The organism is Microbulbifer elongatus, from assembly GCF_020524885.1.
Taxonomy (GTDB): Bacteria; Pseudomonadota; Gammaproteobacteria; order Pseudomonadales; family Cellvibrionaceae; genus Microbulbifer; species Microbulbifer elongatus_A.
Genome location: NZ_JAIVKJ010000001.1, coordinates 610302 through 631018 on the forward strand (window position 1 = coordinate 610302; position 20717 = coordinate 631018).

At 58.7% G+C, this 20717-nt stretch carries 18 protein-coding genes and 1 other RNA gene; 14 read left to right on the forward strand and 5 right to left on the reverse strand.

Translation table 11 applies throughout. From position 1 onward, the window contains the following. Nucleotides 1–162 precede the first annotated feature (162 nt). Nucleotides 163–1353, forward strand: a complete 1191-nt coding sequence (locus LC059_RS02475; protein ID WP_226702245.1) for an acetyl-CoA C-acyltransferase — start codon at nucleotides 163–165, stop codon at nucleotides 1351–1353. 101 nt (nucleotides 1354–1454) lie between these two features. Here LC059_RS02475 and LC059_RS02480 read toward each other — a convergent pair whose 3' ends face one another. The 4 genes from LC059_RS02480 to LC059_RS02495 all read right to left on the reverse strand — a co-directional run bounded on the left by LC059_RS02480 (nucleotide 1455) and on the right by LC059_RS02495 (nucleotide 5021). Continuing rightward, the gene (locus LC059_RS02480; RefSeq protein WP_319005064.1) at nucleotides 1455–2054 is read right to left on the reverse strand and encodes a BON domain-containing protein; all 600 of its coding nucleotides are present in this window, start codon (nucleotides 2052–2054) and stop codon (nucleotides 1455–1457) included. Between the two features lie 3 nt (nucleotides 2055–2057). Next, nucleotides 2058–2651, reverse strand: coding sequence for an SIS domain-containing protein (locus tag LC059_RS02485; RefSeq protein WP_226702246.1), 594 nt, complete (start codon nucleotides 2649–2651; stop codon nucleotides 2058–2060). Nucleotides 2652–2678: 27 nt separating this feature from the next. After that, nucleotides 2679–3038, reverse strand: coding sequence for a YraN family protein (locus tag LC059_RS02490; protein ID WP_226702247.1), 360 nt, complete (start codon nucleotides 3036–3038; stop codon nucleotides 2679–2681). Nucleotides 3039–3101: 63 nt separating this feature from the next. Further along, complete coding sequence (locus LC059_RS02495; RefSeq protein WP_226702248.1) at nucleotides 3102–5021, reverse strand: penicillin-binding protein activator; 1920 nt, start codon at nucleotides 5019–5021, stop codon at nucleotides 3102–3104. A 35-nt stretch (nucleotides 5022–5056) separates the two neighbouring features. On the opposite strand from LC059_RS02495, the gene rsmI reads away from it, so the two are divergent. Continuing rightward, entirely contained in the window at nucleotides 5057–5908 is an 852-nt protein-coding gene (rsmI, locus tag LC059_RS02500; protein WP_226702249.1) for a 16S rRNA (cytidine(1402)-2'-O)-methyltransferase, read from the forward strand. Nucleotides 5909–6007: 99 nt separating this feature from the next. Beyond that, an RNA gene (gene rnpB, locus LC059_RS02505) (RNase P RNA component class A) lies at nucleotides 6008–6372 on the forward strand. A gap of 150 nt (nucleotides 6373–6522) precedes the next feature. On the opposite strand, the gene LC059_RS02510 is transcribed toward rnpB, so the two are convergent. Further along, nucleotides 6523–7200 carry a phosphoadenosine phosphosulfate reductase family protein gene (locus LC059_RS02510; RefSeq protein WP_226702250.1) on the reverse strand — a complete coding sequence of 226 codons (678 nt, stop codon included), beginning with the start codon at nucleotides 7198–7200 and terminating at the stop codon, nucleotides 6523–6525. Between the two features lie 586 nt (nucleotides 7201–7786). Between LC059_RS02510 and mraZ the strand changes: the two genes are divergently transcribed. The 11 genes from mraZ (at nucleotide 7787) to murC (ending at nucleotide 20707) form a co-directional block, all read left to right on the forward strand. Beyond that, a complete protein-coding gene (gene mraZ, locus LC059_RS02515; protein ID WP_226702251.1) occupies nucleotides 7787–8230 on the forward strand; it encodes a division/cell wall cluster transcriptional repressor MraZ in 444 nt (147 codons plus the stop codon). A 52-nt stretch (nucleotides 8231–8282) separates the two neighbouring features. Next, the gene (rsmH, locus tag LC059_RS02520) at nucleotides 8283–9209 is read left to right on the forward strand and encodes a 16S rRNA (cytosine(1402)-N(4))-methyltransferase RsmH (protein WP_226702252.1); all 927 of its coding nucleotides are present in this window, start codon (nucleotides 8283–8285) and stop codon (nucleotides 9207–9209) included. 46 nt (nucleotides 9210–9255) lie between these two features. After that, nucleotides 9256–9516, forward strand: a complete 261-nt coding sequence (ftsL, locus tag LC059_RS02525) for a cell division protein FtsL (protein ID WP_264189149.1) — start codon at nucleotides 9256–9258, stop codon at nucleotides 9514–9516. A gap of 131 nt (nucleotides 9517–9647) precedes the next feature. After that, nucleotides 9648–11411 carry a peptidoglycan D,D-transpeptidase FtsI family protein gene (locus LC059_RS02530; protein ID WP_226702253.1) on the forward strand — a complete coding sequence of 588 codons (1764 nt, stop codon included), beginning with the start codon at nucleotides 9648–9650 and terminating at the stop codon, nucleotides 11409–11411. Further along, on the forward strand, nucleotides 11408–12952 hold the full coding sequence (locus LC059_RS02535) for a UDP-N-acetylmuramoyl-L-alanyl-D-glutamate--2,6-diaminopimelate ligase (protein WP_226702254.1): 1545 nt from the start codon (nucleotides 11408–11410) through the stop codon (nucleotides 12950–12952). Before LC059_RS02530 ends, LC059_RS02535 begins: the two co-directional genes overlap by 4 nt. Beyond that, nucleotides 12949–14319 (forward strand): UDP-N-acetylmuramoyl-tripeptide--D-alanyl-D-alanine ligase, encoded by a 1371-nt coding sequence (locus LC059_RS02540; RefSeq protein ID WP_226702255.1) that lies wholly within the window; start codon nucleotides 12949–12951, stop codon nucleotides 14317–14319. The genes LC059_RS02535 and LC059_RS02540 overlap by 4 nt, the downstream gene beginning before the upstream one ends. Before the next feature lie 12 nt (nucleotides 14320–14331). Continuing rightward, nucleotides 14332–15417, forward strand: a complete 1086-nt coding sequence (gene mraY, locus LC059_RS02545; RefSeq protein ID WP_226702256.1) for a phospho-N-acetylmuramoyl-pentapeptide-transferase — start codon at nucleotides 14332–14334, stop codon at nucleotides 15415–15417. A 59-nt stretch (nucleotides 15418–15476) separates the two neighbouring features. Continuing rightward, a complete protein-coding gene (gene murD, locus LC059_RS02550; RefSeq protein WP_226702257.1) occupies nucleotides 15477–16877 on the forward strand; it encodes a UDP-N-acetylmuramoyl-L-alanine--D-glutamate ligase in 1401 nt (466 codons plus the stop codon). Further along, a complete protein-coding gene (gene ftsW, locus LC059_RS02555) occupies nucleotides 16874–18112 on the forward strand; it encodes a putative lipid II flippase FtsW (RefSeq protein ID WP_226702258.1) in 1239 nt (412 codons plus the stop codon). The genes murD and ftsW overlap by 4 nt, the downstream gene beginning before the upstream one ends. Next, nucleotides 18112–19206, forward strand: coding sequence for an undecaprenyldiphospho-muramoylpentapeptide beta-N-acetylglucosaminyltransferase (murG, locus tag LC059_RS02560; RefSeq protein WP_226702259.1), 1095 nt, complete (start codon nucleotides 18112–18114; stop codon nucleotides 19204–19206). Before ftsW ends, murG begins: the two co-directional genes overlap by 1 nt. A gap of 43 nt (nucleotides 19207–19249) precedes the next feature. Then, complete coding sequence (gene murC / locus LC059_RS02565; RefSeq protein ID WP_226702260.1) at nucleotides 19250–20707, forward strand: UDP-N-acetylmuramate--L-alanine ligase; 1458 nt, start codon at nucleotides 19250–19252, stop codon at nucleotides 20705–20707. The last annotated feature ends 10 nt before the right edge of the window (nucleotides 20708–20717 follow it).

A 20717-nucleotide genomic window follows, 5' to 3' on the forward strand; every position in this document is an offset into this window, starting at 1 on the left:
TTTATCCCAAGGTTGCGCCTGATACTACCATGGACAATACAACGAAAGGTGGATAGCCGACGCACGCAATAGTTGGGGTATAATCAGCCGCGAAATTACGACTCGTCGCAATGCTGGTCATCTTTTTGTGGCGGTTGCCGTTAAATCTGGAGTCAAAACAGAATGAGTGAGCAAGTTACAGACCCTGTGGTCATTGTTGGTATTTCCCGCACTCCCATGGGAGCAATGCAGGGCGCGCTGTCTGGCCTGAGTGCCCCGGAACTGGGTGCGGTAGCAATTCGCGGCGCACTCGCGGACGCCGGTGTTGCCGCAAGCGACGTGGACGAAGTTCTGATGGGGTGTGTATTGCCGGCCGGGCTGGGTCAGGCACCGGCGCGCCAGGCATCCCTGGGTGCCGGTATCCCCGAAGGTACGCCGACCACCACCGTCAACAAGGTGTGTGGCTCCGGCATGAAGACCGTGATGATGGCCCGTAACGCGCTGTTGTCCGGTGATGCCAAGGTCGTAGTTGCTGGCGGGATGGAAAGCATGAGCAATGCGCCCTACCTGCTGCCCAAATCCCGCGCGGGTATGCGCCTCGGTCACGGTGAAGTGCTCGACCATATGTTTACCGACGGCCTGGAAAATGCCTACGACGGCCAGTTGATGGGTAACTTTGCTGAGTGCACCGCAGATAAATACTCCTTCACCCGGGAAGAGCAGGACGCATTTGCGCTGGAATCCCTGGCGCGCGCCAATGCCGCAATCGAATCCGATGCGTTTAAGCGGGAAATTTCGCCAGTGACCATCAGCACGCGCAAAGGCGATGTGGAAGTCTCTGTGGATGAGGGCCCCGGCAGTGCGCGTCCGGACAAAATTCCCCAGCTGCGCCCGGCGTTTCGCAAGGACGGCACCGTTACCGCCGCTAATGCCAGCTCGATTTCCGATGGTGCGGCCGCGCTGGTGCTGATGCGTGAAAGTGAAGCCAAGGCCCGTGGCATCCGGATTCTGGCGGTGCTGAAAGGGCAAAGTCAGTTCGCACACGAGCCGGAGTGGTTCACCACAGCGCCGGTTTCCGCAATGGCTAACCTGCTGAAGAAGACCGGTTGGGAAGCGGCAGATGTGGACCTGTACGAAATCAACGAAGCTTTTGCGGTCGTTACCATGGCGGCGATGAAAGAGCTGGACCTGCCGCGCGACAAGGTGAACGTCAACGGCGGTGCTTGTGCACTGGGTCACCCGCTGGGTGCCAGTGGTGCGCGAGTCATCGTGACCCTGCTTGCAGCCCTGGAAAATCGCGACCTCAAAAAGGGCGTGGCCAGTCTGTGTATTGGTGGTGGTGAAGCGACTGCGGTGGCCATCGAGCGCCCCTAGATCGAGCACTCTGAGCCACAGTTATGTCGCGCACAAAAAAACGGAGGCCTAGCCTCCGTTTTTTTTGTGCGCGACAATCTGTCTAGTGTCAGTCGATACGGTCAATCGATATATTCCACCGCTTTCACTACTTTCTGCACGCCACCTACGGTGCGGGTCTTTTCCGCCGCATTTTCCGCTTCCTGCCGAGTCAGCAGGCCCATCAGATAGACCACGCCATTTTCCGTTACCACCTTGATGCGACCGCTGTCGATTTCCTTGTCGGTCAGCAGGGCGCTTTTGACTTTGGTGGTCAGCCAAGTATCGCTGGTGCGCGCAAGCATGGACGTGGTACCGCGCACCTGGATCTCGTTATACACCTGGCGCACAGAGTGGACTTGTTGCGCCGTGCCGCCGGCCAGATTACGCAACTCGTTGGAGGGTACCTGGCCTGTGAGAAGCACGACGCCATTGAAGCTGACCACATCAATGTTGGCCGCTTTCAAGTCCGGGTGGGCTTTGCCGATATTGACCTTGGTGATAGTTTCCAATTGCTGGTCATCGATATAGGTGCCGAAACTGCGCTCACCTGGATCGGGCTGGATGGGGCCGTCGTGAGTAGCGTCCAGCACAGTGGCGCAGCCGCCGAGAATGGAAAGTGCACAGGCCGCAATGGCCAGCTTGACCGGTTTCATAAAGGGTTTACCTGTAGTCATTTGCATGGGTCATTCCTCGTATCCGCCAAACAGACTGCTGTCGATCAGGTCGCACAGGCAGAAAAGGGTCAACAGGTGCACCTGGTGAACCTCTGATGCCACGACAGAAGGTACACGCAGTTCGATATCGTGCACATCCAGCAGGGCGGAGCAGTCGCTATCGCTTTCACCGCCAGTAAGGGCGAGCACACCCATTTCCCGGTCGTGGGCCGCGCGAATAGCCTGCACCAGATTGGAGTCACTGCCGTCGGTACTGATTATCACCAGCAGATCGCCCGGCTGGCCCAGCGCCCGAATCTGGCGCGCGTAAGAATCGGCGCGCCCGTGATTGCGTGCAACCGTGCCGGTGGTGATTGCGTCACCATTCAGGGCGAGTGCTGGGAGGCCGGGGCGCTCCCTTTCGATTCCGCCCATCAGCTGTGCGGAAAAACTTTGTGAAAGCGCACCGCTCAGGCCATTGCCACAGATCAATAGTTTGTTTTCGGCCAGCAGTGTATGCACGATCATTTCGCTGGCTTCGGCAATCAGGGGGGCCAAAAGTTCACCAGCATTCATGGTTGCTTCAATACTGTGGTGAAACAGGGTTACTACTCTCTGTTCCATTTATTCTGTGGTTTCCATTTTGTGAGCCTATTGCCCGAAGGCATTTTTTATCCAGTCGATATTCAGCGATTCGCGGTGACAGTCCCGCTCAATAGTGATGACATCAAAGCGGCAGGGGCAATCGACTTTTCGATATTGTAAATACCCGTTGGCAGTTGCCAGCAACTTGCGTTGTTTGCGGAAGTCTACCGAAACACCGGCGCCGCCAAAACTGCGATTGCGCCGGTAGCGCACTTCGACAAAAACCAGGGTGCTGCCATCGCGGGCGATCAGGTCAATCTCGCCGAATCGGCCGCGGAAATTTCGCTCTACGATGCGCAGTCCTGCGTTTATGAGATACCGCTCGGCAACCGCTTCCATCTGATTGCCAATACTTGTTGTGTCCATACTGTCGGTATCCGCACTTCCCGAGTCCGTAGGAAGCTTGTTGTTAAAAGAATACGCTCGAGATTAATCGATACGCACGCTGCCGTCAGGGGACACGGTTCCGCCGCTATCATTTTTGGTAATCGGCACTGGAGCCCCCCGGTCAATTTTTGCCCAGATTTGTTCGCGCACGATGCGACCATCCGCGGTCAAGCTCAGGGCGCCCGTCAGTCCGTATACCTGCTGCTCCGGGAACTGCCGTAACATTGGCAGGCGCGGGTACAGGCGGAAGGCATCCGCACCCAGCGCGTAAAGGCGCGCGAAAGCCGGCGCAGGCGCGGCCTGTTTGACGATGTTCTGCTTTGTCTGGTTATCGTCCTCAAACAGCCACGGCATGGCGGTGAAACGAACACCGTTTATATCGCGGTCGCGCTGGCGATCTACATTGCCAGCAAAAACCTGAGAGGTTGAAAATACCGGAAGCTCCCCGGCATAGAAGAACGACAGCATGGGTTTGATCTGGCGGGCCTGCTGCGGCTGAGCCAGTACGAATAGCATGTCCACATCGCCGCGGCGGCGCGGGGTAAATTTCAAAGGCGCGGCCAGTTTACTGCGCAGCTCGCGCTCGCGGTTTTTACTCTCGGAGATCAGCAGGGCGTCGCTCACCAGCTGCGAAAAATTGGTGTTGTCGCGGTAGTTGCGACTTTCGGTGATGCTGCCGCCGAGGGCGTTCCACTCTTCGGTAAAGGCTTCCAGGCCACGCTGTCCCCAGCTGGACTCCGGAGCCAGAATCATCGCTTGGCGGTGCCCCTGCCTGTAGGCCTGGCGGGCAACCTGGCGGGCCTCGTCTTCGATTGCCAAACCGAACTGCACCAGGTCCGGGGTTAGGCGGCCTTGCTCACCACTGACTTCGGCATAGTTCAGTGCCAGGGTGGGTACTGGCAGTTTCTCGGTGGCCAGCAGGTTGGCGACTTTGCCCTTGTCCAGGGGGCCTACAATTGCCTGGGCGCCGTTGTTCACCGCGGTCTGGTAAATTTCTTCGAATGGCTGGTCCAGCCCCGTGTCGTAGACCTGAACCTGGGGTGTGGGTGCGCCTGCGTCCAGTGCGCTGTAGTAGGCCGCCATAAATCCGTCGCGAATGGCGCGCCCGGCGCTGCCGAGGGGGCCGGAAAGCGGTAATAGCAGCGCCACATTCTGCGCGCGCTGGGTCGCCAACTGTTCAAGCAGCTGCAGCGCCTGCGGCGGATGTGAAACCGCAGTGTGGCTCGGCCACTGCTGGCGCCAGCGGCTCAGCGCTGTCAGCTGGGAGCTGATGTCGGCCTGTGTGTCGCGGCCAAGCAGCGCCAGCTCGTACCAGGCGCGCATTTTCGGGTCGAGGCTCTCTTCTGCGCGCACACGTAGCTCCCGGGAGGGGAGTTGGGTCAGCAGTTGCCACAAACCGTCGTTGTTTGCGGCGATTGTCTGGTCATCCAGTGCCAGCGGGGCGATACGCTGGCGCTCGGCGATACCGCTATCGATATCCCCCATCAGGCTCCACAGGTCGGCGCGCAGGTTGCGCAGGGGCAGAGCGGTTTCGGCGGGGATCTGGAACCAGGATTGCTCCAGACGCGGCGCACTTACCAGGTCCAGCGCGGTAAAGAACTCATCGTCAGCGGCGAGGGCGCCGCCGTAGACCTGGGCGTACTTTGCGTACTCGGTATCGGTCAGTTGTTCGGCGTCAATGCTACTGGCCGCTTGCCGGACCGTCGCGTTATCGCCCAGAGTGTATAGAATGGCGGCCGCCTGCAGCTGCACCCGGTCTTTTTCCGGTGATGCGAGCTGGCGAGCGTCATTCAGCAGGCGGATGGCGCTCTGGCGGTCGGCGGACGCAATATTGGCCGGGTCGGCCGGTATCTGCGTATTTGGCTGGTTGCTCGGCGTCTGACAGCCGGCCAGAGCCAGTGTCAGAGTGGCGGCCGCCAGGCCATTGATCATGAAGGGGATTCGCCGGTACAGGGCGGACATATTCTTCTCCCACAAAACTTATTCTGGAGTGAACTATGGGGCTGGATACAGCGGTGCTATATATCGTCGCGACGCCCATTGGCAATTTGGCGGATATGGTACCGCGAGCTGTGGAAGTTCTACAATCCGCGGATCTTGTGGCGGCGGAAGACACTCGTCACAGTCAGAGACTTTTTTCTCACTTTTCCATCGAAACGCCCCTGGTTGCCTACCATGACCACTCGGATGACCAGCGGACCACAAAAATTCTGCAGCGTCTAGAGCAGGGTCAGACGGTGGCACTGATCTCTGATGCCGGTACCCCGCTGATCTCCGACCCGGGGTACCGGCTGGTCCGCGAAGCTCGTGAACGCGGTATCAAGGTGGTCCCGATTCCCGGTCCCTGCGCTTTTGTGGCGGCCCTGTCGGCCGCTGGCCTGCCCAGTGACCGCTTTACTTTCGAGGGTTTCCTGCCAGCCAAGCCCCTGGCGCGTGAAAAGGCCTTGCAGGCCCTGGCCGCGGAAACCCGCACCATGGTGTTTTACGAGGCCCCACATCGGGTGCTTGATACCCTGGAGACAATGCGGCAGGTATTTGGGGATACCCGCGAGGCGGTTATTGCGCGGGAACTGACCAAGGCCTTCGAGACAATCCATCAACTGCCGCTGGCGGAGCTGGTGGAGTGGGTGCGCGCGGACAGCAATCAGCAGCGTGGCGAGATCGCCCTGCTGGTGCGGGGGGCGGCCGAGCGCAAGTCCTCCGAGCTGGACGCAGAGGCAGAAAGGGTGATGAAGCTATTGCTGGCAGAGTTGCCGCCCAAGCGAGCGGCGGCGGTAGCGGCGGAGATTACTGGTGTGAACAAAAAGCTGCTGTATAACTGGTCGTTGGGTCAGAAATACGGTTTTTGAGGCTGACGAGCTTGAGATGAAAGCTCGCCCCGATAGCGGCGCCGCCACGAAGTTCGCTTTTCGCTTGCATTGATACGTTGTGCTCACTACTCTTCGCGCCGAGTCAGCCAGGCAATCGCTGTCGAGCCGCTTTCGGGTGGTGAGATGGAGGAAAGTCCGGGCTCCATAGGGTGGAACGCCAGGTAACGCCTGGGGGGCGCGAGCCTACGGAAAGTGCAGCAGAGAGTAGACCGCCGATGGCTTCCTCGGAAGCACAGGTAAGGGTGAAAGGGTGCGGTAAGAGCGCACCGCGCGACTGGTAACAGTTCGTGGCACGGTAAACCCCGTTCGGAGCAAGACCAAATAGGCCCTCTACAGGTGTGACCCGCACTGAGGGCGGGTAGGTCGCTTGAGGTGTCTGGTGACAGGCATCCCAGATGAATGATTGTCCGCGACAGAACCCGGCTTATCGGCTGACTCGCCTAATTCCTGTTGTCTGGCCATTGCGGTGTATTCGCAATGGGCCAGATTCTTTCTTGCAAGTACCCGTGTAAGCACCCATGTAGGTGCCATCCATGGCAGTACATCCGTGTATCTTCCTGTTGTCCAATTCTTTGATGCCCGGTGCGGTCGTCTTACTTTTGCAGTAGCAGGCCGCACTCGCGGTGTTCTTCCCCTTTCGTGGGATCGAAGTACGCATCGTTGTCCGGCAGGTCGTTCTCGTAAACGTACTCTTCCACATCAATTTCCCTGAGGTGGAACATTGGCGCCACGCGGACGGTGCCGTGGTTACCCTTGGTGAAAATGTCCAGGCCCTGGCGATGTGCGTTCTGGTCGTGGCGAATGCCATTTAGCCAGATGTCGGGCTTCAGCTCCTGCATGGCGCGGTTGAAGGGCTCCAGCTTGACCGTGCGAGAGAAAAAGTCGTGCTCGGGGGTGTCCAGGGGTGGAATACCGCCATACACCGCGTTGAAGTGGGCTGCAGACATCTTCGGGGAGAAGGTGTGCAGATTCAGGTCCAGCAGTTTGATCACATTCTCGATATGGCGATAGGTCTCCGGGGTGTTGTAACCGTGATCCACCCAGATGACGGGGATATCCGGCTTGGCGCGGGTGACCAGGTGCAGGAAAGCGATGGCGAGCGGGCGAAAGTTGGTGAAGACCACCGGGTTTTCCGCCTCGGCGATGGTGAATTTCATGATCTCGCTGGGCTTGCTGTCCTTGAAGCGCTGGTTGAGTGCGTCCAGGTCGGCACCGTGGTGAAAGGTGCGGGAGGGCGCGGTCTGTGTGCTCAGTCCTGCTGAAAGGCCCATGGCTGTGAGTTCCTGCTGGTTTTCCGATATCGCAAAGCTACAGGGTGTTGATCGTGGTTAAAAATAATAAAAGCTGATCTTTATATGCCTTCACGTTCTAAAGTGACTTCCCGGCGTCAATTTTCCTGTGGATCAGTCGGGGTGCCGGCGCTCGGTTTCCTTCCCAAGCGTTCCCGCGTGGCGCAGTTTCCAACACTTGTGGCTGCCCTCGGTTAGTGGTCACTCGCAAGAACGCTTTTTCTTCCCCGTCAGTAGGCTCCTGAGCAAACTTAAAGTAACTTGTGAACTTGCAAAAGTAAGTGCTTGCTCTGTTGAATAATTGTCCGCCCGCATTCCTGTCTGAAATGTAAACACTTCGCCTGCAGCCCGCGAAAATACTGGGCTTTTTCTCATGGGATACCGTCGATTTCCTTGACTTTATGTCGGCCAGATTTATAGTGTCGTAGGTGGAGAAAAGTGGAATTTTGTGGGGCTTAGTGGGATTGAGGTGGAAGTGAGTGGTTAATCACGCCCATTTGAGTGAAGTCGCACACTTTTCCGCCGATCACAAAGTAAAGCAGCCAGGAACGATCGCGGAACCTGATCCATGCATCTGGGAAGTCACGCAATCAATATGGACGCCAAGGGGCGTCTGGCCATTCCGGCGCGGGTAAGAGACTCGCTGCTGGAAGATTGCGGTGGTCGGCTGGTTGTGACGGCGCATACGGAAGAGCGCTGCTTACTCGTCTATCCTGAAGCACAGTGGCGCGAGATTCTTCCTAAGATCGAGGCGTTGCCGAGCTTTAACAAGGTGGCCCGTCGAGCCCAGCGGCTGTTGATCGGTTACGCCTGTGAGCTGCAGGTAGATGCCAATGGCCGGGTGCTGATTCCGCCGACCCTGCGTGAGTACGCGGGTCTGGAGAAGAAGCTGATGCTGGTGGGTCAGGGTAAGAAGTTGGAGTTGTGGAGCGAGGATCGCTGGATGCATTGGCTGGATGACAGCGAAGGCGACGGCGAGATGCCCGAAGAGATGGCCTCTTTGTCGCTTTAGTGAGGCGGCAGACCGGTCTGTTAACGAATTTTGACAATCGCAGGAGAGATGGGTGTCCCAAGATCTGCATCGCAGTGTGTTGTTGCGCGAGGCTGTGGACGCCCTGGTGGTGGATCCTGATGGCTTCTATATAGACGGAACCTTCGGACGGGGCGGTCACAGCGCTCTGGTGCTTGAACAACTGAGCGAGTCTGGTCGCCTCCTGGCCGTCGACAAAGACCCTCAGGCGATCGAGTTTGCTGAGCAGCGTTTTGGCAATGAGCCTCGGTTCAGTATCTGGCACGGCTCATTTGCTGACATGGATCAGGCCGCAGCGGCAGACGCTGGTCAGGTCAGCGGTATTTTACTGGACCTCGGGGTTTCGTCCCCGCAGCTGGATCAGGCCGAGCGCGGCTTCAGCTTTATGCAGGATGGTCCGCTGGATATGCGTATGGACACCAGTCGCGGCATCAGTGCAGCGGAGTGGGTGAATACCGAATCTGAAGCGGAGCTGGCCCGTGTGTTCAAGGAGTATGGCGAGGAGCGCTTCGCGCGCCGCATGGCTGGCGCCATTGTGCGGAGAAGGGCGGAAAAGCCGTTCGAGCGCACCCTCGATCTGGCGGAGGTGGTCAAGGCGGCCAATCCGGCCTGGGAAAAGGGTAAGCATCCTTCGACGCGGGTATTTCAGGCGATCCGGATTCACGTCAACGGTGAGCTGGATGATCTGCACGCAGCATTGAAGAAGTCATTGGCGTTGTTGAAACCCGGTGGCCGGCTGGTGGTGATCAGCTTCCATTCTCTCGAAGACCGGATCGTAAAACGGTTTATTCGCGAGCAGGAAAAGGGGCCGCAATTGCCACGGGGGTTGCCGGTGATGGATAGCCAGATTCACAAGACGTTGCGTTCCGTGGGTAAGGCGGTAAAGGCCGAAGCTGAGGAAGTTGGCGACAACGTGCGTTCCCGCAGCGCAGTGATGCGCATTGCCGAGCGCCTGGCCTGAGAGCGGTGGGTTGAGCGGCGTGCGCGGGAGTAGCGGAAACGGGTGGTTGCTGGCAGGGCTCTGGTTGCTGGTGATGGTGTCCTCCCTGGGGGTGGTGCACACAACACAGCAGAGTCGCGCGCTAACCGCAAAGCTGGGGCTGGCGCAGCGTCATCGCGACGAACTGCGTTACGAGCAGGAGCGGCTGCTGTTGGAGCGCGGCGCTTGGTCGGCTTACAGCAGGATCGAACAGGTCGCACGGGAAGAATTGAAAATGCGGGCGCCGACTCCCTCACAAAGGGTGCTGGTGAACGCCAAAGGCAAATAAAGGCAAATAAAGAAACTCGCAGCAAGCGGGTACAAAGCCATCGTGAACACAGCCGTCATCTGGGCGGTCAATGAAAGCCGATATCGGCGAATTATAAAGAGTGCGAAGTCAGCGCAGGGAAACCTTCAATCATGGGTGCAGTGAAAATACAGCAACAACAGCCGGGAATTGCCCGCTGGCGCTTTGCGCTAGTGGCTGGCCTGCTGTGTCTGCTGGCTGTGGCCCTGGTGGTGCATCTCGCTGGCTTGCAGGTGCTGCCGGAGCAGGATAAAGGGTACCGCTTTTTGCAGGATCAGGGCCGTGCTCGCACCATCCGTACCGAGGAAATCGCTGCCTACCGTGGCTCTATTCTGGACCGCAACGGTGAGCTGCTGGCGGTGAGTACTCCTGTGCAGACTATTTGGGCAAACCCCCAGCTGTTGAAAGAGGCGAGTGCGGAAGAATTGCGCGCTCTCGCTTCAGCGCTCGGTACACCTCCGGCACGCCTCGCCAAGCGGCTGGAAAAGTATCGCAATAAAGGCTTTATGTACCTGCGTCGGCATATGACGCCGGAGCGGGCCAACAATGTGTTGGCGCTGGATCTCGCCGGGGTATACAGCAAAAAGGAATACCGCCGCTTTTATCCTGCCGGCGAGGTCACTGCCCAGTTGCTGGGCTTTACTAATATTGACGACCTTGGTCAGGAGGGGCTGGAGCTGGCGTACGAGCAGTCTCTCGCGGGGGAGGCCGGAAAGCGTCAGGTTGTGAAAGACCTTAAGGGGCGCACGGTGCAGGACCTGGCGATCAGGCAGGAGGCGCGCCCTGGGCGGGATCTCCAGCTCACCATCGATATGCGCTTGCAGTATCTCGCGTACCGGGAACTCAAAAAAGCGGTGTCAGAGAATGGCGCCGCTTCCGCCTTTATGGTGATTCTGGATACCCAGAGTGGCGAAGTGCTGGCCATGGCCAACCAGCCTTCCTTTAACCCCAATAACCGTCAAGGGGTTAAGGCGGCGGCAATGCGCAATCGCGCACTGATCGACCAGTTTGAGCCGGGCTCCACTATTAAGCCCCTGACGGCGCTGGCGGCGCTGGAGACCGGGCGCTACCAGCCACACACGCGCATAAATACCAGTCCAGGTTATATCCGGCTGCCGGGTAAAACCCTGCTGGACCCGGTGAACTACGGAGAGATCGACCTGACGAAAGTCATCACCAAGTCGAGCCAGGTGGGGATCACCAAAGTGGCGATGGACCTGGAGCCTGAAACTTTGCGCGCACTTTTCTATCGCCTGGGGCTCGGTGAGGCGGTTGGCAGCGGGTTCCCCGGGGAGGCACCGGGCATCCTGCCCACCCGGGATCGCTGGCATCCCATCGAGCTCGCCAACTTTGCCTTCGGCTACGGTTTAACAGTGAACGCGGTGCAACTGGCTCAGGCCTACAGTGTGGTCGCCAACGCCGGGCTCAAACGCCCGGTTTCGCTGATTTTGGCGCAAGGAAAAAATTCTGCGCCGGAGGGTGAGCGCGTGGTCGAGTCGGCACTGGCGCGACAAGTTACCGCCATGCTGGAAACGGTTATCGGTCCAGAGGGGACGGGCAAACGCGCTGCTGTAGATGGCTACCGTGTGGCGGGCAAGACCGGCACTGTGCACAAAGTGGGTAGTGACGGTTATGCCGACAACCGCTACCGCTCGGTATTTGCCGGCTTCGTACCGGCGGATAATCCCCGCCTCGCCGCGGTGGTGGTGATTGATGACCCGAGCAACGCCAAATACTACGGCGGTGAAGTGGCCGCGCCAGTATTCGGCAAAGTAATGACCGGCGCCATGCGTCTGCTGCAGGTGCCGCCGGAAAAGGTCGCCCCTGCAACGCAGCAGCTGGCGACGCAGCTGGACGAAAGAGGTACTACATCGTGACCCAGCAGATTGAGCAGCCGAACCGCAAGGCTTCCCTTGTGACCTTGGTGCCCGGCTACGCCGGTATTCCGGATGTCCAGGTTACCGGCGTGGCGCTGGACAGCCGCAAGGTAAAGGCGGGCGACGTATTTATGGCCCTGCGTGGCACCGTAGTGGATGGGCGCGAATTTATCGATTCCGCCATCGACAGCGGTGCGGCGGCCGTGCTTGCAGATGGTGAAGAACTCGGCAGCGAAGAGCACAGGGGGGTTCAGATTGTAACGGTTCCGGGTCTCGCAGCCCGCGTGGGTGAGATCGCCGGACGTTTTTACGGCCACCCATCCGAGTCCATGTATCTGGTTGGCGTAACCGGGACCAACGGCAAGTCCACCTGTGCTTACCTTGCCTCTCAGCTGCTGGCGAAGTATTTCGGCCGTGCCGCGGTGATGGGCACCATCGGCAACGGCGTGTGGGAAGACGGTGCAATCTCCCTGCAGGAAACCGGCCTGACGACGCCGGACCCAGTGCGCTTACAAGCGGATTATGCGGACTTCTATGCGCAGGGTGCGCGCGCTGCGGCGATGGAGGTGTCCTCGCATTCATTGTCACAGGGGCGCGTGCACGGTTTGGTTTTTGACACTGCCGTGTTTACCAACCTGACTCGTGACCACCTGGATTACCACGGCAATATGGCCGCTTACGGCGCAGCCAAAGAGAAGCTGTTTGGGCTGCCGAAGCTGAAGCGCGGGGTGATCAACATTGATGACCCCTTTGGTGCGCAGATGGTCGAGCGCTGCAAACTGCGTGGTTTGAAAGTGATCACCTACGGACTGCAGTCCGGTGACCTGCAAGTGCGTAACCTGAAGCGTCTGGATGACGGTTTTGCCGTAGACCTGATTACCCCCTGGGGTGAGGGTGAACTGCGCACACCGTTGATTGGTGATTTCAATATTCACAATGCGCTGGCCGTGGTTGCCGCTGTGGCCGCAGCGGGAATGCCGCTGGATCAGATTCTGGCCGAATTCCCGAATATTCAGCCTGTGCCCGGGCGCATGGAGCGTGTGGCCGACGGCGATAATCGCTCTGACGATATCAACGTGCTGGTGGACTACGCACATACACCGGATGCATTGCGCGCAGCGCTGGAGGCCGCGCGCCCTTACTGCCGCGGAAAATTGTGGTGCGTGTTCGGTTGTGGTGGTGATCGCGACAGCGGCAAGCGCGCACCCATGGGACGTATTGCCACCGAGCTTGCGGATTATGCCGTCGTCACTAGCGATAACCCTCGCAGTGAAGACCCCCAGGCCATTGTCGACGATATTGTCGAGGGAATTGATGGGGGCGCCGAAAGCGAGCGATGCAAGGTAAAACTCGATCGCGCCGAAGCTATTCGCTACGCAATTAACACAGCCGCTGCGGGCGATACGATTCTGATTGCCGGCAAAGGCCACGAAGACTACCAGCTGATCGCCGGTGAAAAACTGCATTTCTGCGATCGGGAGCAGGCGGCGCGGGCGCTCGCGGATCGCGCAGCGCAGGCAGTGGAGGGAAGTCGCGGATGATCGCACCACTCTCGCTTGAACAGTTACAGCAGCGCTTCGGCGGCGAGCTGGTTAACGGCTCCGTCAATTTCGCTGCAGTGTGTACCGACACGCGCAAGCTGGATGCCAATGCACTGTTTGTTGCCCTGCGTGGGGAGAATTTTGACGCGCACGACTTTCTTGGCGAGCTGGACGGCAAGGTGCTTGGTGTTGTCACAGAAAAAGCTATCGAGAAATCGAATTTGCCGCAGTGGGTGGTGCCTGATACCACCGTAGCGCTGGGGCAGATCGGCCGACTGTGTCGCGAGCAGTTTGACGGGCCTGTGATTGGCATTACTGGCTCCTGTGGCAAGACCTCTGTGAAGGAAATGCTGGCGGCAATTTTCGGACAGCGCCATAAGGTGTGCGTGACTCGCGGAAATCTGAACAACCATTTCGGGGTGCCCATGACCCTGTTCTCCCTCGCGCCCGAGCACCAGGTGCTGATTGTTGAAATGGGAGCCAGTGGGCCGAACGAAATCGGTTATCTGTGCGGAATTGCCAAGCCGCAAATTACGGTGGTCAACAACGTACGGCCCGCGCACGTGGAAGGGTTTGGTTCTGTCGATGGCATTGCCACCGCCAAAGGCCAGATTTATACCAGCCTGCAGAATGGCGGTATCGCGGTGGTCAATGCCGACGATAACTATGCGGATTACTGGCGCGGCCGGATGCCTGAAGGTGTACGCACCCTGGAAATTGGCCTGGGTCACCAGTGGGCGGTGCACGCGGACAACGTGGCGCTGGATGCCCGAGGGTGTCCCTCGTTTGATTTGGTCATCGAGGGCGTATCCCATCCGGTGCAGCTGCAGGTCCTCGGTGAACACAATGTGCACAATGCACTTGTGGCCGCCGGCTGCGCCTTCGCCGCCGGTATTTCCCTGGCTGAAATCGCCGAGGGACTGAGCTCAGCGGCCGGCGTGGGTGGCCGCATGCAGTCGTTTACATGCGCGTCGGGAGCCTCGGTAATTGACGACAGTTACAACGCAAACCCGGGCTCGGTAACCGCCGCCATCGAGCTGCTGGCCCAGCGCGATGGCAAGAAAATCCTGGTGCTTGGGGATATGGCTGAACTGGGTCCGGAGGCGGACCAGTCCCACCGAGATATGGGGCGGTTGGCGCTGGAGCGCGGTATCGATCAGCTGTTTACCCTCGGGACCCTGAGTGCCGCGGCGAGTATCGAATTTGCCGCCGGGCATCAACACAAACAACGGAATTTCTCCGAGCGCGAGGCCCTGATCAAGGCGCTGGCGCCGGAGCTGGATGAAAACACCACCGTGCTGGTGAAAGGTTCCCGCAGTGCGCGTATGGAACTGGTAGTGCAGGCACTGACCAACGGGAATCAATAAAAGGTTTTACCCATGCTGCTATGGCTGGCTGAATATTTACAACAGTTTTGGAAAGGCTTCTCGGTCTTCGACTACCTGACGGTGCGGGCAATCCTGGGTGCGCTGACCGCGCTCGGTATTTCGCTTTTGGTAGGGCCGCGTATGATCACCGCGCTGAACCGTTTGCAAGTGGGGCAGGCGGTTCGCGACGACGGCCCGCAATCGCACCTGAGCAAGTCGGGAACCCCCACCATGGGGGGCACCTTGATACTTGCGGCAATTTTTTCCGCATCGCTGCTGTGGTCCGATCTCAGCAATCGCTTGGTGTGGGTCACGCTTCTGGTGACATTTGTATTCGGCGCGGTGGGTTTTGTAGATGACTACAAGAAAGTGGTCGAAAAGAACTCCCGCGGCCTGATCGCCCGCTGGAAATATTTCTGGCAGTCGGTGGCTGGTCTGGGAGCTGCAATTTACCTGTATATGAGTGCGACTTCGCCGGCGGAGACCCAGTTGTTTGTGCCCTTTTTCAAGGATGTGGCAATCAATCTGGGGCCCGTTGCCTTTATTTTGCTGACGTACTTTGTGGTGGTCGGTTCCAGTAATGCAGTGAATCTAACCGACGGCCTTGACGGCCTTGCCATTATGCCGTCAGTGATGGTTGGTGGCGCTCTGGGGGTAATTGCCTACCTGGTGGGGCATGTGGAATTCGCGGAGTACCTGCATATTCCATCCATCTCGGGGGCGGGCGAGCTGGCGGTGTTCTGTGCCGCGCTCGGCGGTGCAGGTCTCGGGTTCCTGTGGTTCAACACCTACCCGGCACAAGTATTTATGGGGGATGTCGGTGCGCTGGCTCTCGGTGCGGCGCTCGGCATCATCGCGGTGATTACCCGCCATGAAATCGTGTTGTTCATCATGGGCGGTGTTTTCGTAATGGAGACGGTATCGGTGATTCTGCAGGTGGCGTCGTTCAAGCTGACGGGCAAGCGAATTTTCCGTATGGCGCCGCTGCACCATCATTTTGAACTGAAGGGCTGGCCGGAGCCGCGGGTGATTGTACGTTTCTGGATTATCACCGTGGTGCTCGTGCTCGCCGGGCTGGCGACCCTGAAGCTGCGCTGACGCGACGCAGTAACAAACTGAAACAGTGAATTCGAAAAACGAGAATTGATAAAAAACCAATGAGCCTCATCGCAACCTCAGAGAAAAAAGTGGTGATCGGAATGGGCGCTACCGGACAATCGGTAGTGCGTTTTCTGCTGCGCCAGGGAATCTCTCCGGTTGTGGTAGACAGTCGCGAAGCGCCTCCGGCTCTCGAAAGCTTCCGCAAAGAGTTTCCTGGTGTGCCAGTCGAGTGCGGCCCGCTGAAAAAAGAGACCTTGCTTGCGGCCAGTGAAATTATTGCGAGCCCCGGGATCGGCGTTGCCGAGCCGGCGATTGCCGCAGCGGTCGCGGCAGATATCCCCGTCATTGGTGATATCGAGCTGTTTGCCCGCGAGCTGGCGGCTACCCAGCCCCAGCCAAAAGTGATTGCCATTACCGGATCCAACGGAAAGAGCACAGTCACCACCCTGGTAGGGCAGATGGCGGACGCCGCAGGGAAAAAAGTGCGTGTGGGCGGGAATATTGGTGTGCCGGTTCTGGATCTGCTGGCCAATGACCAGCCGCTGCCGGAAATGTTTGTACTGGAGCTCTCCAGTTTCCAGCTGGAGACCACCTACTCTCTGCAGTCGGACGTAGCGACCATTCTCAATATGAGCGCGGACCATATGGACCGCTACCCTGATATGGCCGCCTACCATCGCGCCAAACAGCGGGTCTATCGTCACGCGCAGCAGTTCGTGATCAACCGCGCTGACCCGCTCACCCGTGGTCCATTGTCGCGCGAGGGCCGCGAGTGGAGCTTTGGTCTCGACCGTCCCGATCTGCAGCAGTTTGGTGTTATTTCGGCCTCAGGTAAGAAGTGGCTGGCACAGGGCGCGGAAAAGCTGATGCCCACCGATGAAATGGCCATGGTAGGCAGCCACAATGTAGCCAATGCGCTGGCAGCACTGGCGCTGGGTAACGCTGTGGGCTTATCGATGGACGCGATGCTGGAAACCCTGCGTACCTTTACCGGCCTGGCTCACCGTTGCGAGCGTGTGGCGGACATTGCTGGCGTAATCTTTGTAAATGACTCCAAAGGCACCAATGTCGGCGCTACACGCGCGGCGCTGGATGGTCTCGCCGAAGGCGAGCGGAAAATTGTTTTGATTGCTGGTGGCGATGGCAAAGGTGCGGACTTCACGCCTCTGGCAGAAGCGGCACATACCCTGCGTGGGTTGGTGACCATCGGAGTGGATGGCCCGAAAGTCGCCCGGGCGTTCGCCGATAAGGTACCGCACCAGTCGGCAAAAACGATGGATGACGCCGTTGCCGAGGCGATGGCGATGACGCAGAGCGGGGATTTCGTACTGCTCTCCCCAGCCTGCGCCAGCTTCGATATGTACCGCAATTTCGAGGCGCGTGGTGAAGATTTTCGCCGCGCGGTGCGTGAATTGATCGTCTCTTCTGCGGCGCAAAGCGCCGGGGGGGAATCGTGAGCCGTAAGGAACAGAAAAAATTGAGTGCGGCAGCGAACGATCAGTACGACGAGTTCGCCTGGGTGTTGCCCTTCTGTGTGCTGGCACTGGCGAGTATCGGTGTGGTGATGGTGGCCTCTGCGTCCATCGCTTTTGCCGCGGACATGTACAACGACTCCTGGTACTTCCTCAAGCGGCATATGGTATTTCTGGCCGCGGGGGCGGTCGGGGCCTTTATTGTGAGCAGGATTTCCCTGGCTATCTGGTCCAACCTGTCCTGGACCCTGCTGATCTTCGCCCTGGGAATGTTGCTGGTTGTGTTGATTCCCGGAGTAGGGCGCGCGGTTAACGGCAGTATGCGCTGGATTGCGTTGGGACCGATTACCGTGCAGCCCGCGGAGATTGCCAAGTTCTGTTGCCTGATTTTCTTCGCCAGCTTTCTGACTCGGCGTCACGAGAAACTGAGGCACTGGAGCAGCTTTATGGTGCCCATTTCCGTACTGGGTATTGTAGCGGTACTGCTGTTACTGGAGCCGGATTTCGGCTCAGTGGTGGTCATTTCCGGCACTGCGTTGGCGATGGTTTTTCTCGCCGGTGCGCGACTGCCGCACACTTTTCTGCTGGTGGGACTAGCCGCATGCGGACTTGCATTGATGGCGCTGGTCAGCCCCTACCGATTGCAGCGGTTGACCACGTTTCTTGACCCTTGGGGCGAGCAGTTTGCCGGCGGTTACCAGTTGACCCAGTCGCTGATCGCATTTGGCCGCGGCGAATGGTTCGGCGTGGGATTGGGGAATAGTGTGCAGAAACTGTTTTATCTGCCGGAAGCCCACACAGACTTTGTGTTTGCGATTCTCGCGGAGGAGTGGGGCATGTTGGGTGGCCTGGTAGTTATCGGCCTCTACGCCGCACTCACCTGGGCGTTGTTGCGCCTGGTGCGCAAGGCACTGGAGAAACAGGCCTTTTTTGCCGCGCTCCTGACGTTTGGTATCGCTGTGCTGCTGGCGGGTCAGGCGTTCGTGAATATGGGGGTCGCCTCCGGGCTGCTGCCAACCAAGGGGCTGACGTTGCCATTTGTGAGCTCCGGGGGATCCAGCCTGGTGGTGTGTTTTGCCCTGTTTGGACTCGCCTGGCGTGCGCAGAAAGAATTGAACAGTGAAGAACAGACCGAAGAGGGGAGTATTGCGAAGATTCGTCAGCTGCCTATTTTCAATCCGCTGCAACTGGGCGACCGGAAAACGGGGGAGGCTGCGTAATGAAAGACATGGCAAGCGCACCATTTGCCGGTAAAAAGTTTCTGGTGATGGCCGGCGGCACTGGTGGACACGTGTTTCCGGCGCTGGCGGTGGCACGTGCCCTGCAGGCTCAGGGCGGCTCAGTGGAATGGCTCGGCACCATGCGCGGTATCGAGGCACAGCTTATTCCCGCAGCGGAAATTCCGCTGCACTTCATCACAGTGGAAGGTGTTCGAGGCAAGGGCAAAGCGGCGCTGCTTAAAGCACCGCTACAAATCAGCAAGGCGATCTGGCAGGCGCGTGCAGTGGTGAAGCAGGTGAAACCGGATGCGGTGCTCGGGTTTGGCGGCTTTGCCACGGGACCGGGTGGTGTCGCGGCGCGACTTGCCGGTGTTCCGCTGATTATTCATGAACAGAATGCAGTGGCGGGTACCACTAACCGTTTACTGGCAAAAATTGCCAGCCGGGTGCTGGAGGCTTTCCCCAGTGGTTTGCCGAGGGCCCAGCAGGTGGGTAATCCGGTGCGCACGGAAATCGCTGAACTGCCGGCGCCGTCGGAGCGCGTGGGGAAAAACACCCCGCAGCGTTTGCTGGTGCTTGGCGGCAGTCTCGGGGCCGTGGCAATCAATGAGCTGGTGCCCGAAGCCCTGGCAAAAATGCCGGCGGAAGTAAGGCCTCAGGTGATACACCAGGCCGGACAGCGGCATCTGGATTTGGCGAAAGAAGCCTACGAGCGCGCGGGTGTAGAAGCTGAGGTTGTGCCATTTATTGCGGATATGGCAGAGGCCTACGGGCAGGCCGACCTGGTGATTTGTCGCTCCGGCGCGCTTACCGTTTCGGAAATTGCCGCCGCGGGACTGGGCGCAATCATGGTGCCGTTTCCGTTCGCCATCGATGATCACCAGACCAAAAACGGTGAATGGTTAGAGCGGGCGGGGGCAGCGCGGGTCATCCAGCAAGATGCCCTGGATGCAGACGAGTTGGCCCGGTTACTGGCGTCGCTGTTTGCCGACCCGGAAAAATTACTGGCTATGGCCGAGGCGGCGCGCCGCGTGGCCAAGCCCGATGCGACCGACCGGGTGTTGGCCGCATGTCGCGAAGAGATGGGGTGTTGATATGTCTCGCGAAAGTAAGAACAGACAAAGTATTGGTAAAAACATGAGCGAAAAAGGCGAGAGCCATTACCACGTGCCCGCAATGCGCCGTATCCGCCGTATCCATTTTATTGGCGTGGGCGGCGCGGGTATGAGTGGTATCGCCGAGGTGCTACAGAACCAGGGCTACGAGGTGTCCGGTTCTGACCTGCGCGAGAGCAAGGTCACTGAACGACTGCGCAAGTTGGGTATCAAGGTGCAGATTGGCCACACCGCAGAAAACGTCAGCGATGTGGATGTGGTGGTCAACTCGTCAGCCATTTACGGTGATAACCCGGAACTGATAGCCGCTCGGTATAATCGCATTCCGGTTGTGCGTCGCGCAGAAATGCTCGGGGAGCTGATGCGCTACCGCTACGGCATCGCGGTGGCCGGCACCCATGGCAAAACCACCACCACCAGCCTGATTGCGTCGATTTTTGCCGCCGATGGCAAGGATCCGACTTTTGTGATCGGCGGTCTGGTGAACAGCGCTGGAGCCAACGCCGCGCTGGGAGAGAGCCGCTATCTGGTTGCGGAGGCCGATGAAAGTGATGCGTCTTTCCTACATCTGCAGCCGATGGTCACCGTGGTGACAAATATCGATGCCGATCACATGGAGACCTACGGTGGGGATTTCGAGAAGGTCAAGCAAATCTTCATCGATTTTATCCACAACCTGCCATTTTACGGTCTCGCGGTCGTGTGTGGTGACGATGCCAATGTTCAGGAAGTCATACCGCGCATGGCGCGACCAGTGACCACCTATGGATTTGATGAAAGCAACGATTTTCGGATCAGCGATGTAAAGCAGGAGCCGTTGCGGAGCTGTTTTACGGTACACCGCCCCGATGGCAGTGCGCTGGATGTATGCGTAAATATTCCGGGCATTCACAATGTCCTGAACGCAACGGCGGCGATTGCGGTGGCCACGGAAGAAGGTGTTAGTGACGAGGCAATCCGCGAAGGACTGAATGGATTCCAGGGTGTGGGACGCCGTTTCCAGATTTACGGTGAGTATCCGGTCAGTGATGACACCAGCGCAGAAAAAGTGATGCTGGTGGATGATTACGGCCACCACCCGCGGGAAGTGGCGGCAACCATCAAGACAGTGCGCGACGGCTGGCCAGAGCGCCGGCTGGTGATGGTGTATCAGCCGCATCGCTACACCCGCACGCGGGATCTGTTCGAGGATTTTGTGCAGGTGCTTTCTCAGGTCGACAAACTGGTTCTTCTGGATGTATATAGCGCGGGTGAAGCCGTGATTCCTGGTGCGGATGGCCGCACACTTGCACGCAGTATTCGTAATCGCGGCCAGATAGACCCGATCTTTGTGGAAAAAGTGGAGCAGGTTCCACCGGTATTGGCAGATCTGCTGGAGCCGGGGGATATTGTATTGACTCAAGGCGCCGGTAATGTCGGAGGCTTGGCTCAGCAGCTGTCGGAGTGGCGCCTCGGCGATAGTTCTGCAGCGGATAAATAAGCAGTGAGCA